Raw genomic sequence first — 11668 nt, 5'->3', positions numbered from 1 at the left:
ATACCTACACAACACTACGTTAACATCTTGAAATATTGTAATCAATTACTTAATGCTGATTTTCACTTTTCCTGCGCATAAAATATTTTCATCACAGATTGATATCTATTTATCAAAAAACAACCTATCTTTGTATCATCAACTCACTTAAAACAAAGAATGATAGAAAAAAACAGATTATTACAAAGTATTATTGAAGGAATTCAAGAAAAAAAAGGAAAAAATATCAGCGCAATACAACTAAAAGGCATGTCGGGTGCAATTTGTGATTATTTCGTTATTTGTGAAGGTAACACCCCGACACAGGTTTCGGCGTTGGCCGATTCGGTAGAAGAGATTGTTAAGAAAAACACAAAAGAGAGCCCTATCCGTGTACACGGACAAAAGCTTGCCGAATGGATAGGTATGGATTACGGCAACGTAATAGTGCATATTTTTCTCCCCGAACTCCGCAGCTTTTACAACATTGATAATCTCTGGGAAGATGCAAAATCATTGCGTATTCCCACATTGGAATAAAACTTATTCCTTAAAAAATTGTTACTAATTATCCAGTGGGCATACAAAAACATGTAGAGTTGCCCATATAAAATTTCGAAAAGAGGTGGTAGCCAAATGAGTAATACAAACAATAACAAACAAGATAAGCAGCCTACACTACGTCCAAAGATTGGCGGGCCTAATAATTCTAATAGGCCGTTTAATCCGTATTGGATTTACGCCGCGATACTTGCCATACTAATGGGTATGTGGTTCTTCGGGCAGGACAATACAGTAAAAGAGGTTAAATGGTCGGAATTCCAGCAATATGTCAGAGACAACCGTGTGAAAAGTGTGGTTGTATTCAGCAATAAAGAGACCGCCGAGGCTGTCATACGGGAGGAGTCTGCAAGCTTTATCTTTGGGAATGACGCCAGCAAGCTGGGCAAAACTCCTTCTATCAAGGTAAATGTGCCCTCAACAGACGCAGTGTCGGAGTTTATCGATAAAATAAAAGATGAAAAAAATTACGAGATTGAAGTTCGTTACGACACCACATCCGAATTTTGGGGAATACTTATCACTTTTGCCCCATTTATTCTTCTAATAGTGTTCTGGGTATGGATGATGCGCAGAATGCAGGGAGGGGCAGGTGGAGGCAGCGGCGTTTTTAGTGTGGGAAAATCCAAAGCACAGCTTTTCGATAAAGATTCGAGCCAGAAAGTGACGTTTAAAGATGTGGCAGGACTTTCGGAAGCAAAAGAAGAGATACAGGAAATTGTAGAGTTCCTTAAAAACCCCAATAACTACACTAATCTGGGTGGTAAGATACCTAAGGGAGCACTGCTGGTAGGACCTCCCGGAACAGGTAAGACATTGCTGGCAAAAGCTGTTGCCGGTGAAGCCAACGTTCCCTTTTTCTCAATATCGGGATCTGATTTCGTGGAGATGTTTGTGGGTGTCGGCGCATCACGTGTGCGCGACCTGTTTCGTCAGGCAAAGGAGAAGGCTCCATGCATTGTGTTTATTGATGAAATTGACGCGGTAGGCAGAGCAAGGGGCAAAAACACCAACTTCGGCTCAAACGATGAACGTGAGAATACTCTTAACCAACTACTGACAGAGATGGACGGCTTCGGCTCCAATAGTGGCGTTATCATACTTGCAGCAACCAACCGTGCCGATGTGCTGGATAAGGCATTGCTGCGTGCAGGACGCTTCGACAGACAAATCTATGTGGAGCTTCCTGACCTGAATGAACGTAAAGATATATTCAAAGTGCACTTGCGCCCTATAAAAATTGATGAATCGGTAGATATTGAGTTCCTTTCTAGGCAGACTCCGGGTTTCTCCGGTGCAGATATTGCAAACGTATGTAACGAAGCTGCTTTGATTGCAGCACGTAAGAAGAAAAAATATGTTCAGAAAGAGGATTTCATGAATGCTGTTGACCGTATCGTGGGGGGACTTGAGAAGAAAAATAAAATCATCACTCAGAATGAGAAGAAGTCTATCGCCATTCACGAGGCAGGCCATGCCACTTTAAGCTGGTTCCTGGAGCATGCCAACCCGTTGGTAAAGGTAACGATAGTGCCCCGAGGGAAAGCACTGGGAGCAGCCTGGTACCTGCCTGAAGAGCGACAGATAACCACCAAGGAACAGATGCTCGACGAGATATGTTCCCTGTTAGGTGGAAGAGCAGCCGAAGAATTGTTTATCGGACAAATCTCCTCAGGTGCTATGAATGACCTGGAACGTGTTACCAAACAGGCCTACGCTATGGTCACCTACCTGGGCATGAGTGACAAACTACCCAATCTCAGCTATTACGATTCATCGGGACAGGAGTATATGTTCTCTAAACCCTACAGTGATGAAACAGCTAAGCTGATTGATGCGGAAGTAAAATCAATGATAGCCGAACAGTATGCCAGGGCTAAACAGATACTCTCCGACAAATCCAACGGACACGGACAATTAGCAAATATTCTTTTGGAGAAAGAGATTATTTATGCTGAGGACCTGGAACATATCTTCGGCAAGCGCCAATGGGTTTCACGCTCACAGGAGATTTTCGAGAACAAGAAAGAGACAGAAGAAGAGCCTGTACCACAATCGAAACCTGTTGGTTCAGGGGACATAGCTTCAATAGAATCACATTAAACAAAGAGCATTCTTGAAGAAAGTTATTTTTTCCGAAATCAGTTTTTTGAATTCAAATCAGTGAGTCTGCTCCGAAAATCCCCAAATCCGGTTTTAATAGTTTTCAACTCGCTTAAAATTAATGAGGATTTTGGAAAATTTTCAGTAGAAAAGAGTTATCGGAGGGGACTTATCAGTTAAATATTCAAAAACTCTTATGCCAATCTTATAAAAGAGGGCTCAATAAATAAATTAAAAGTACAATAAAGAAAAACTATAACTCTCTTATAAAACTACTATCAGTCTGAATATTAACGTTCGGACTGATTTTTTTTTGCGCTATTTTATCATTATTAACGGCAATGAATAAAACAGATACCGAACTTTTCGAGGATTCATTTCGTTATATTATTGAATATTCAGTATGCTGGAATTATTGACCGGGGAGGTAAATTATTCGCATCATAACGAATGTTTTCAGTAAAATACCGATCAATAAGGCAATGCGTGTAAAACTTTTAAGAACATGCTAATGCGAGTACAACAAACAGAATAGTATGAAACCAATTTATTACATATTAATAGGATTATTCGCAATCAATACTGCAAGCTGCAATAATTCTCAAGCAAGGAACAACGAAAATAACAATCATAAAAACGAAGTAAATATGAAATTTGAAAAAGTAGCTTTGCCCTACGCAACCGATGCATTGGAACCAGTTATCAGCAAACAAACAATTGAACTCCACTATGGTAAACACCATCAGGCTTATGTGGACAATTTGAATAAACTGACAGTTGGGACAAAATTCGAAAAGTCCGATCTTGAAACTGTCGTGAAAGAAAGCGACGGAGCCATATTCAACAACGCGGGACAAGTTTTAAACCATAATCTCTACTTTACATCATTTAAAAAAGATGGTGGCGGAGAGCCCAAAGGTAAACTGGCTGATGCTATCAGTGAACAATTCGGTTCATTTGATAAATTCGAGGAAGAGTTCAATGCCGCCGGGGCTTCCCTGTTCGGTTCAGGATGGGTGTGGCTGGCAAAAGACGGGAGCGGTAAACTTTCTATAGAAAAAGAGAGCAATGCCGGCAATCCTATAACAAAGGGATTAACTCCTATTTTGGGATTCGATGTATGGGAACATTCATACTATCTCGACTACCAAAATCGCCGCGCAGATCATCTGAAGGAATTATGGAAGGTTATAGACTGGGACGTTGTTAGCGCACGTTATTAATTGAATGCAGTCTTCTGGCGGAAGCGCGTAATTTAAATAGGGAAAAGGGAATGAATTAAATACTCATTCCCTTTTTTTATTCACCTCTTCATCATTATTCCCGTAAGCATTCTGCCTGAATGAACAGTCTGCCTTCGTGCAGAAAAGAACAGCTCCTGTTTTTCGAATGTGCACAAATTGCTTTTCTCAATCCCTTCTTCGGGAACACCAAGCCTCAAAAGTTCCCGTCTATTTATCTCTTTCAAATCGATATGATATTTGGAAGTGGAATTTTTCCTGTAAAAAAAGGTCTGATCGGAAAGATTGAACCCGTTTCTGATAAATTTATCTGTCACCTCATCCCCTACCTCGTAGTGAACAGCAGATATTGCAGGGCCAATGCCGGCTATCATATCTTCTGCCGAAGATCCATATTGCTTACCCATCTCTACGATTGTTTTCTCAACAATCCGTCCGGCCGTACCTCTCCACCCGGCATGAATAGCAGCAATAACCTCCTTTTTTCTGTCATAAAGCAGTATCGGCACACAATCAGCAGTTGTGACACAGAGAAAAAGTTCCTTTTCTTTAGTTATAGTGGCATCAACGCCATACATAATTTCAATAGCATCTGCATTATCCATATCTAAAAACTGTCTGTCCACTTTTAAGACCCTTGTGCCGTGTGTTTGATGAGGAACAATAAACCGTGAAAGATCCATGTAAAACATACGGGCAAGAATCTGCCTGTTTTCATAGATATTTATGGGATTATCATCCGAAAAATTACCCATATTGAAAGAAGAATAGGTGCCGTTACTTACTCCCCCAATCCGTGTAGTGGTGAAGTGAACAATACTCTTTTCACTTTCAAACAGATCGAACTGCAGTAAATTTTTATTATGCGGATGCGGTTTCATTGCATAAATCAAAAATCTTCCTCAAAATAGTTGTCATCATCTTCTTCATCATCAACATTGTCATAATCATCGTCAGGAAACTTTTCCTCAGGTCCTAAATCGAGATTCGAAACATCCAGATCTCTGTGCACCAACGAGTCCCTAGACACAGACATAGGGACATGGTCGTCAGAATTCAATTCCCTCCAAAGAATATCCTTTAGGGCAGGGATACCATATCCCGTAATTGAAGAGATAAACAAATAAGGTATATTGGGCAAGCCTAAAGCTATTTCTTGCATGAGCTCTTCATCCAACATATCAGATTTAGAAATAGCAAGAACATGTTTTTTATGCAGCAATTCCGGATTGTATTTTTTCAGTTCACCCAACAAGATCTCGCACTCTCTTTTTATATCATCGGCATCGGCCGGTACCACAAACAGTAATAATGAATTTCGTTCTATGTGCCTAAGGAATCGAAGGCCAAGCCCTCTGCCTTCACTGGCACCCTCAATAATTCCAGGTATATCGGCCATCACAAACGATTTCCCTTCACGATAGCTGACTATTCCTAAATTTGGTTCCAACGTTGTAAATGGATAATTGGCAATTTTGGGTTTTGCCTCCGACACCACCGAAAGCAGGGTGGATTTTCCGGTATTAGGAAAACCTACCAGCCCCACATCGGCCAATAGCTTTAACTCCAGAATTACCCAGCGCTCCTCGTAAGGTTCGCCCGGTTGCGCATATCTGGGTGCCTGATTAGTGGCCGATTTAAAATGGACATTGCCCAGGCCGCCTCGACCTCCCTTTAACAGAATCGCCTCCTGCCCATCATCTGTTATATCGCAAAGATATTCCCCGGTATGTGCATCGTAAGCCACGGTACCGCAAGGCACCTCTATAATTCTGCTAATCCCCTTTTTCCCAGATCTCTGCGCTTTTGATCCGCTTTCGCCGTGGCCTGCGAAAACATGTCGTTCGTAGCGAAGATGCAGCAGTGTCCAGTAGTTACGATTACCCCTCAGAATAATGTTGCCGCCATCACCTCCGTCTCCTCCATCGGGCCCACCTTTCGGGATATACTTCTCTCTCCTGAAATGAGCTGAGCCTCGCCCTCCTTTACCCGATCTGCAAAAAATCTTAACGTAATCTACAAAATTTGTTTCCGCCATCCTTACACAACTAACTGATCTATTTCGTCTTCAATTGCATTAAATATTTCATCAACTGTACCTGTTCCACGGATCACTCTCAAAATGCCTTGTTCTTTATAAAAATCCTTTAAAGGAGATGTCTGATTGTAATAAACCCTCAGTCTCGATTCAATAGTCTTTCGGTTATCATCTTTCCTGCCTGAGATTTGCCCTCTTTTAAGCAATCTGTCAATCAGTTCCTCATCCTCCACATCCAAGCTTATCACAACATTCACATCTTCATCGTGTTTCATAAGCATTTTACTTAATGCTTCGCCTTGTGTAAGTGTCCGTGGAAAACCATCGAAAATAAAGCCTTTAATTTTGCCGTTCCTTTCAATAAGTTCTTCTAAGATATCAATTACTACATCATCTGGTACCAGCTCTCCTTTCGACATATAGGACTCAGCCAATTGTCCCAATTGCGAGCCTGCTCTGATCTCACTCCTAAGTATTTCTCCGGTGGAAACGTGTTTGAGTCCGTATTTCTCAACAAGTCTAGCACTTTGTGTCCCTTTTCCCGATCCCGGAGCACCAAAAATAACAATATTCAACATATACTATCTGTTTTCTCAATCTGCAAAGATAGACATTTTGATTCGTTTAGTATTTATACTGACATCATTATTCCGCTTTTATCCATAAAAACAATGAACTAATCTAATCATCTGAATGTTTATCAATAGAAGTCAAACTATAACATAGTCATATAATGAAGAAAGATGAATTCAAAGAAAAGACACAGAAAGTTTTGAACGATCTGGCCGACTATATTTCAAAACTTGAAGATAAAGCCGGAGAGATAGCTGATGACGCAAAGGAAGAATACCGGGAGCGGTTAGAAAAACTGAAAGAAATAAGGGAAACCCTTTCAATCAAATTAGATGAGTATGAAAATGTTGCCGACAATAAATGGGATGTGATAAAAGAGAGTGCCGGCAGTTTCATCTCTACTGTAGCCGATGCATGGAGAGAGAATTACGATAAGGTTGCTGAAGCATTTAAAAAAGATAAATCCACAAAAAACACTGATACCGAAGAAGATTCAGATGCTCCCGACTATTATACAAACCGGGATGATTAGGTTTAAAATTCAAATACAGGCATACTAAATTAAGAGAAGATTGAAGTTCCCTGGCATTATCATTGATTGATCACCGGACTGCGCTGTTGGTATTGGCTGAAAGCATTTTAAATTGATATTCAGCATGATATAACATATCGGCCCGGGGTGGAGAGTAGATGGTTGTGTAAATAAAACTGTTTCAGGTTTCAATTTCACCTTTATTCCACTTGACAGGCCTGCAATTGGTGAATGTAATGAATTACCCGGAATGTTTAAACGACATTCGGGTTTTTGTTTTTTTATATTTTAAAACATTTATTATCTTTGCTTTTGCCCACAAATTGAAACACAATGGAAAGCCTCTCAGGCGTGTAATCCGTAATTAATCGGATTCCGGTATTCAATTCCGGTGGGCACACATTTGAGAGGTTTTTTAATTTTCTATGAAATACGATTTTGTTGCCGTTGATTTCGAAAATGCCGATAGCGATCAGTTCGCATGTTCTGTTGGAATTGTAGCCGTTAAAAACAATGTAGCAGTAGAAGAAGTTTACCATCTCATTCAACCCCCAGGAAATAGATACGGGGAAACTCAAAAAATTATCCATAAGATTTATCCAAGTCATACGGAAAACTCCCCCACCTTCGAAGAGATTTGGCCAGAAATTGAAAAATATTTCTCCGACCAACATTTGGTAATGCATAATGCACCAACGGATAGATCGATCCTACATAAGACGCTTTCCTATTATTTTATTGAAATACCTGATTACACTTACAGTGATACTTGCTTTGATTTAGATTGTGGTAAAATAAGCTTGCCAATTTTAGCAAAATCCTACAATATTAAATTTGTAAACCACCATAATGCATTGGAAGATGCGAGAGCAACCGCACAGATTTGGTTAAAACATATAAATGGAATTACTCCGGATCAACAAATTATTGACAAAGAGCGTGACAAACCCAAAAAAGGACTTTACGCTGATAAAAAACTTGATCCGGATTTATATAAGAAAGATCTATCGAAAGCCGATAAATCAAGTCCATTCTATGACAGGAAGGTGGTAATCACAGGTGATTTTTCGGATAGAATAAAGATGGCGAGGAAGTTAAAATTAATGGGTGCAGATATCAACTCTAATATAACCAGAAAAACTCATTTTGTTATAATTGGAGATAATCCAGGACCAAGAAAAATGGAGACCCTCAACAAATTGAGATTTGATGGCTACAGCATAACAACTCTGTCTGAAGATGACTTAAATAGAATATTTGAAGGCAACCTATGTAAAAACAACCCTGTCGGTCAACAGTCAAGCAGTAAATATAGAGAGAAATAAAAAAATCCAACACTAACAAGCAGTGCTGGATCATGAACTTGGAGGTACCTGGCGCACCACAATTAACCTTATCATTCAAACAGTTACACCTTATCGGTATATAATCGGTAGGGTTTTTCATACTTATACCTTAATTAAATATCATGTTCTGCAGTAGCATTCTGCAGATCATTTTTTTTGGAGCTGGTCAATCTGCATATCTCTTTCTTGAGATCATTATTCTCGATTGCCAACTCCTCAATACGCTTTAATAGCCACTCTGGTGTTAATTCTGATATATTGTTATCAGGTGAGTTATCTCTTCTTTTCAATGGCTCTTTGCCGAACAATAACCAATCAGGGTTAACATAAACAAATGTTGACAAAATATTTCTTACAAGGTCTAAACTCGGTTTATTTCGCTTCGTTTCTGTGACATTTCTTATAGTTTGGCCAGAAAACCCAGTTTTCACACCAAATTTATCAGCACTTCCATTAGCTTCAATATTAACCAGATACCTTATTCTTTCAGAAATATCGTTCATATTCACATATTTTAACCCTACACTTGTTGGTTTATCCCAACAGTTGTTTATCTTTGCAAGTGTTCGTTTTAAACGGTACAAATGTACGGAATAAACGAACAGTTGTAAATAGCAAATATAGACTATTTTTTGAAAGATATGGCAAACAAGACTCAAAACATCCACAGTTTTAAAAAGGGTTACGGCATGATCCCATACCGGGATATCCGCAAAGCGAGAGAAGAGATAAAAGAAGTATTGGGTATTTCTGCCCGCTCGCAATGGTATCAGCGTCTTAACGGCAACATCATTCCTAATGTTGAAGAGAAAGATGCTATTGAAAAGATTTTTGCGAAATACAAAGTAAAAAAATCTGACGTTTGGGGGGAATAGCCATGAATGCCGAGGCCAAGTTAACAAGAAGAGAAACTCAGGTTGGCAAATTACTTGCCTGGGGAGCATGCAAAAAAACAGTAGCAGATCGATTATATATATCGGTGCATACGGTTGAAAATCATGTTCGCAATATTTTCGAAAAAACAGAATGCCGTAGCGTTAATGAATTTTCTGCCTGGTATTTCTGCACACATTTTGGCATAAGTATGGAGCTTTCTCCACTTAAAAATATTGTAGCTGTTTGTTTGTTAATTATTTATATGTCTGGTGATATCATGCAGTCAACAGATGCATTTACACGCAACAGATCACGTAGAAGTACAAATGTAACAGAAAGACTTAGATCTAGGAACAGGAGAGACGAATTAGACTTAACTTTTTCTGATGTATTATGATAGAGAAATTATTCAACTTAGTTTTTGATCCCAATGAACGCTCACTAATTCGCTCGCGATGCAGAGCTGAGCCCTGGATAACTGCAAGAAAGGCATGGATGCTCTTCGCATATATGAATAATTATAGCATAAGAGATATAGGATGGTGCTCAAATAGAAACAATCGACAAACGCGCTATTTAATTGATAAGGCAGAAGAACTGTATAGCGTAAATGATAGAGATTTACACAATTTTATTAGAAGATATGAAACAAAAGTGGAAAGTACTGGTGGAGTCAATTCAAAAGTTAATCGATGATGACGCTGTTGTTATGAATGGCTTGAGAAATGGATCAGACATAAATAAAATAAAAAAGAATTTTCAACGCAATGTTAAAAATATTGGCGTGTTAATTGAAGAATTTGGAATGTTTGTTCCTGATCCGGAGCGTGACGAAATTGAGCTGCCTTTTGATAGTGTTGAATTTTCTGAAGCTTGGAGCGATTATAAAGAATTCTTGTTCGAAGTATATAATATAGTTCTGGTACCGGTGGAAGAAAGACTTCGATTAAAAAAGCTTTTTAGGATCTCTAAGAAAAATGAAGAAACGGCACTTGAATATCTTGAATTCTATATCACATCCAGATACAAATCAATTTTCGCACCTAAGGATTTTCAATTTAATAACGATGAGCCGGGTGATGAAGCTCCAGTAAAAGATGAAACATTCACATTAAATAGAAACACTTTATAATCATGTTAAAAGAATTAAGCAAAGAGACACACGTATTTCTGAAAACAGAAGACAGTTTTACTTCTATATCCAAGCGCCCCAGAGATAACAAATACCAGGTATTCACAACAAAGAAGATCACTTCACAAATGGCTGATGATATCAATAATCTCTACGGAGCGAATCTTGAAGTAACCAGAATCAACTTTGACCAGGGTTTTCTGATTATCAAGCTGAAAAATAAATCAACTTACAAACACATAGTAAAAGCAATTAAATCTGTGCTTTATGGCAAAAGTTAATCCACACGTTAAGCGCAGGTATAACTTATGTTACCGAGCCAGGAAGAAAGGATATAAAATAATAACACCGACTCGCACCATCTACCGGCCTAATGTAATAGACAGCAATATAGAGAAACAATTATATGAATTTGGATTCGCAGTACAACTAACAATTTACGATCATGAGTGATTTAAAACAGCAAATATTTGATAGATACCCAAGCTGGCCTGCATTTCTTCAGGACCAGTCACCTGAGCAACTGATAGTGAATTACGACTTCGTGAATAACTTCAATGATGTGTACACTACCTCAGATATTACTCTTAAACTTCTTACAGAATTATACAAGCTGAAGAAATCTTATGCCGGTTACGAATACCTTGAACGCTGGCTGAATTTCCTGAATGATTTTCTAAATATCAACAAAGGCCTTCAGCCGGGAGTGATCAAACAACTCTCTTATATCCTTTACGCAAAATATAGTCATTTCAGACTATCGGATATGAAGCTTCTTTTCAATTACATCCTTGATAGCCGTTACGGAACGTTCTACGGAAGCATAGACACACAACGCATTTCATCGAGCTTTTTCGGTTATAACAACGAGAGAAAAGAGGCTTTTACTAAGATAGAAAAGGAAATTGAAGAACAGCAAAAACAATCAGGACGTGACACACCCTCACAGCTGCCTGATTACAACAAACATCCTAGCCTGATGAGATACTCACCAATTGAGAAGATAAGAGAACTGGCTAAATCTAAAACAATATGAGACTAACGCTTTCATTATACTGTACAAACAATTCTGAATCCAAACTTGCACACGGCAAAGCTCAAAAGCTTAAGCAGATGCTTGAACGATTCGACAGTCTTAATGTGAGCACAATTGAATTCTACGATATACTGAGAACAATTAAAAGCAATGTAGAAGCTATTGATAGATATTATCGAAATTCTGATTCAATCATAATAAACATTTCCTGCATGATTCCGGGACCAACGCACATAATAGAATTCAGATCT

The 11668-nt window shown here is 38.8% G+C and carries 15 protein-coding genes; 11 read left to right on the top strand and 4 right to left on the bottom strand.

Annotated features, from left to right (window positions below):
* Positions 1 to 159 precede the first annotated feature (159 nt).
* The 3 genes from rsfS (at position 160) to KDN43_RS06430 (ending at position 3866) form a co-directional block, all read left to right on the top strand.
* Positions 160 to 519 carry a ribosome silencing factor gene (gene rsfS / locus KDN43_RS06440; protein WP_238868905.1) on the top strand — a complete coding sequence of 120 codons (360 nt, stop codon included), beginning with the start codon at positions 160 to 162 and terminating at the stop codon, positions 517 to 519.
* Positions 520 to 615: 96 nt separating this feature from the next.
* Positions 616 to 2643, top strand: coding sequence for an ATP-dependent zinc metalloprotease FtsH (ftsH, locus tag KDN43_RS06435; RefSeq protein WP_238868904.1), 2028 nt, complete (start codon positions 616 to 618; stop codon positions 2641 to 2643).
* A gap of 647 nt (positions 2644 to 3290) precedes the next feature.
* The gene (locus tag KDN43_RS06430; protein WP_238868902.1) at positions 3291 to 3866 is read left to right on the top strand and encodes a superoxide dismutase; all 576 of its coding nucleotides are present in this window, start codon (positions 3291 to 3293) and stop codon (positions 3864 to 3866) included.
* A gap of 80 nt (positions 3867 to 3946) precedes the next feature.
* Here the strand turns inward: KDN43_RS06430 and pgeF are convergent, their stop codons facing one another.
* Genes pgeF through KDN43_RS06415 form a run of 3 tightly spaced genes read right to left on the bottom strand, consistent with a single transcriptional unit; the run spans position 3947 to position 6500 of the window.
* The gene (gene pgeF / locus KDN43_RS06425; protein WP_238868901.1) at positions 3947 to 4765 is read right to left on the bottom strand and encodes a peptidoglycan editing factor PgeF; all 819 of its coding nucleotides are present in this window, start codon (positions 4763 to 4765) and stop codon (positions 3947 to 3949) included.
* A gap of 8 nt (positions 4766 to 4773) precedes the next feature.
* A complete protein-coding gene (gene obgE, locus KDN43_RS06420; RefSeq protein ID WP_238868898.1) occupies positions 4774 to 5922 on the bottom strand; it encodes a GTPase ObgE in 1149 nt (382 codons plus the stop codon).
* A gap of 2 nt (positions 5923 to 5924) precedes the next feature.
* Entirely contained in the window at positions 5925 to 6500 is a 576-nt protein-coding gene (locus tag KDN43_RS06415) for an adenylate kinase (protein ID WP_238868896.1), read from the bottom strand.
* 155 nt (positions 6501 to 6655) lie between these two features.
* Between KDN43_RS06415 and KDN43_RS06410 the strand changes: the two genes are divergently transcribed.
* On the top strand, positions 6656 to 7027 hold the full coding sequence (locus KDN43_RS06410) for a sll1863 family stress response protein (protein WP_238868894.1): 372 nt from the start codon (positions 6656 to 6658) through the stop codon (positions 7025 to 7027).
* A 425-nt stretch (positions 7028 to 7452) separates the two neighbouring features.
* The gene (locus tag KDN43_RS06405; RefSeq protein WP_238868893.1) at positions 7453 to 8352 is read left to right on the top strand and encodes an exonuclease domain-containing protein; all 900 of its coding nucleotides are present in this window, start codon (positions 7453 to 7455) and stop codon (positions 8350 to 8352) included.
* Positions 8353 to 8486: 134 nt separating this feature from the next.
* Here KDN43_RS06405 and KDN43_RS06400 read toward each other — a convergent pair whose 3' ends face one another.
* Positions 8487 to 8876, bottom strand: a complete 390-nt coding sequence (locus KDN43_RS06400; protein ID WP_238868892.1) for a hypothetical protein — start codon at positions 8874 to 8876, stop codon at positions 8487 to 8489.
* A 138-nt stretch (positions 8877 to 9014) separates the two neighbouring features.
* On the opposite strand from KDN43_RS06400, the gene KDN43_RS06395 reads away from it, so the two are divergent.
* The 6 genes from KDN43_RS06395 to KDN43_RS06370 all read left to right on the top strand — a co-directional run bounded on the left by KDN43_RS06395 (position 9015) and on the right by KDN43_RS06370 (position 11417).
* Entirely contained in the window at positions 9015 to 9248 is a 234-nt protein-coding gene (locus KDN43_RS06395) for a hypothetical protein (RefSeq protein WP_238868891.1), read from the top strand.
* Positions 9236 to 9646, top strand: coding sequence for a response regulator transcription factor (locus KDN43_RS06390; protein WP_238868890.1), 411 nt, complete (start codon positions 9236 to 9238; stop codon positions 9644 to 9646). The genes KDN43_RS06395 and KDN43_RS06390 overlap by 13 nt, the downstream gene beginning before the upstream one ends.
* Positions 9647 to 9859: 213 nt before the next feature.
* A complete protein-coding gene (locus KDN43_RS06385; protein WP_238868889.1) occupies positions 9860 to 10381 on the top strand; it encodes a hypothetical protein in 522 nt (173 codons plus the stop codon).
* 2 nt (positions 10382 to 10383) lie between these two features.
* Positions 10384 to 10662, top strand: a complete 279-nt coding sequence (locus KDN43_RS06380; RefSeq protein WP_238868888.1) for a hypothetical protein — start codon at positions 10384 to 10386, stop codon at positions 10660 to 10662.
* Complete coding sequence (locus tag KDN43_RS06375; RefSeq protein ID WP_238868886.1) at positions 10649 to 10834, top strand: hypothetical protein; 186 nt, start codon at positions 10649 to 10651, stop codon at positions 10832 to 10834. Before KDN43_RS06380 ends, KDN43_RS06375 begins: the two co-directional genes overlap by 14 nt.
* Positions 10827 to 11417, top strand: a complete 591-nt coding sequence (locus tag KDN43_RS06370; RefSeq protein ID WP_238868885.1) for a DUF6633 family protein — start codon at positions 10827 to 10829, stop codon at positions 11415 to 11417. The genes KDN43_RS06375 and KDN43_RS06370 overlap by 8 nt, the downstream gene beginning before the upstream one ends.
* Positions 11418 to 11668: the final 251 nt, after the last annotated feature.

The sequence above is a fragment of the Proteiniphilum propionicum genome (genome assembly GCF_022267555.1).
Classification (GTDB): domain Bacteria; phylum Bacteroidota; class Bacteroidia; order Bacteroidales; family Dysgonomonadaceae; genus Proteiniphilum; species Proteiniphilum propionicum.
Note: the sequence above shows the minus strand (reverse complement) of the source record. Positions and strands in the feature narration are given on the sequence as shown.

What these genes read in the sequence shown, in the direction of transcription:
- rsfS (WP_238868905.1), top strand. Translation starts at nt 160, where the DNA reads ATGATAGAAAAAAACAGATTATTACAAAGTATTATTGAAGGAATTCAA.
- ftsH (WP_238868904.1), top strand. Translation starts at nt 616, where the DNA reads ATGAGTAATACAAACAATAACAAACAAGATAAGCAGCCTACACTACGT.
- KDN43_RS06430 (WP_238868902.1), top strand. Translation starts at nt 3,291, where the DNA reads ATGAAATTTGAAAAAGTAGCTTTGCCCTACGCAACCGATGCATTGGAA.
- pgeF (WP_238868901.1), bottom strand. Translation starts at nt 4,765, where the DNA reads ATGAAACCGCATCCGCATAATAAAAATTTACTGCAGTTCGATCTGTTT.
- obgE (WP_238868898.1), bottom strand. Translation starts at nt 5,922, where the DNA reads ATGGCGGAAACAAATTTTGTAGATTACGTTAAGATTTTTTGCAGATCG.
- KDN43_RS06415 (WP_238868896.1), bottom strand. Translation starts at nt 6,500, where the DNA reads ATGTTGAATATTGTTATTTTTGGTGCTCCGGGATCGGGAAAAGGGACA.
- KDN43_RS06410 (WP_238868894.1), top strand. Translation starts at nt 6,656, where the DNA reads ATGAAGAAAGATGAATTCAAAGAAAAGACACAGAAAGTTTTGAACGAT.
- KDN43_RS06405 (WP_238868893.1), top strand. Translation starts at nt 7,453, where the DNA reads ATGAAATACGATTTTGTTGCCGTTGATTTCGAAAATGCCGATAGCGAT.
- KDN43_RS06400 (WP_238868892.1), bottom strand. Translation starts at nt 8,876, where the DNA reads ATGAACGATATTTCTGAAAGAATAAGGTATCTGGTTAATATTGAAGCT.
- KDN43_RS06395 (WP_238868891.1), top strand. Translation starts at nt 9,015, where the DNA reads ATGGCAAACAAGACTCAAAACATCCACAGTTTTAAAAAGGGTTACGGC.
- KDN43_RS06385 (WP_238868889.1), top strand. Translation starts at nt 9,860, where the DNA reads ATGATAGAGATTTACACAATTTTATTAGAAGATATGAAACAAAAGTGG.
- KDN43_RS06380 (WP_238868888.1), top strand. Translation starts at nt 10,384, where the DNA reads ATGTTAAAAGAATTAAGCAAAGAGACACACGTATTTCTGAAAACAGAA.
- KDN43_RS06375 (WP_238868886.1), top strand. Translation starts at nt 10,649, where the DNA reads ATGGCAAAAGTTAATCCACACGTTAAGCGCAGGTATAACTTATGTTAC.
- KDN43_RS06370 (WP_238868885.1), top strand. Translation starts at nt 10,827, where the DNA reads ATGAGTGATTTAAAACAGCAAATATTTGATAGATACCCAAGCTGGCCT.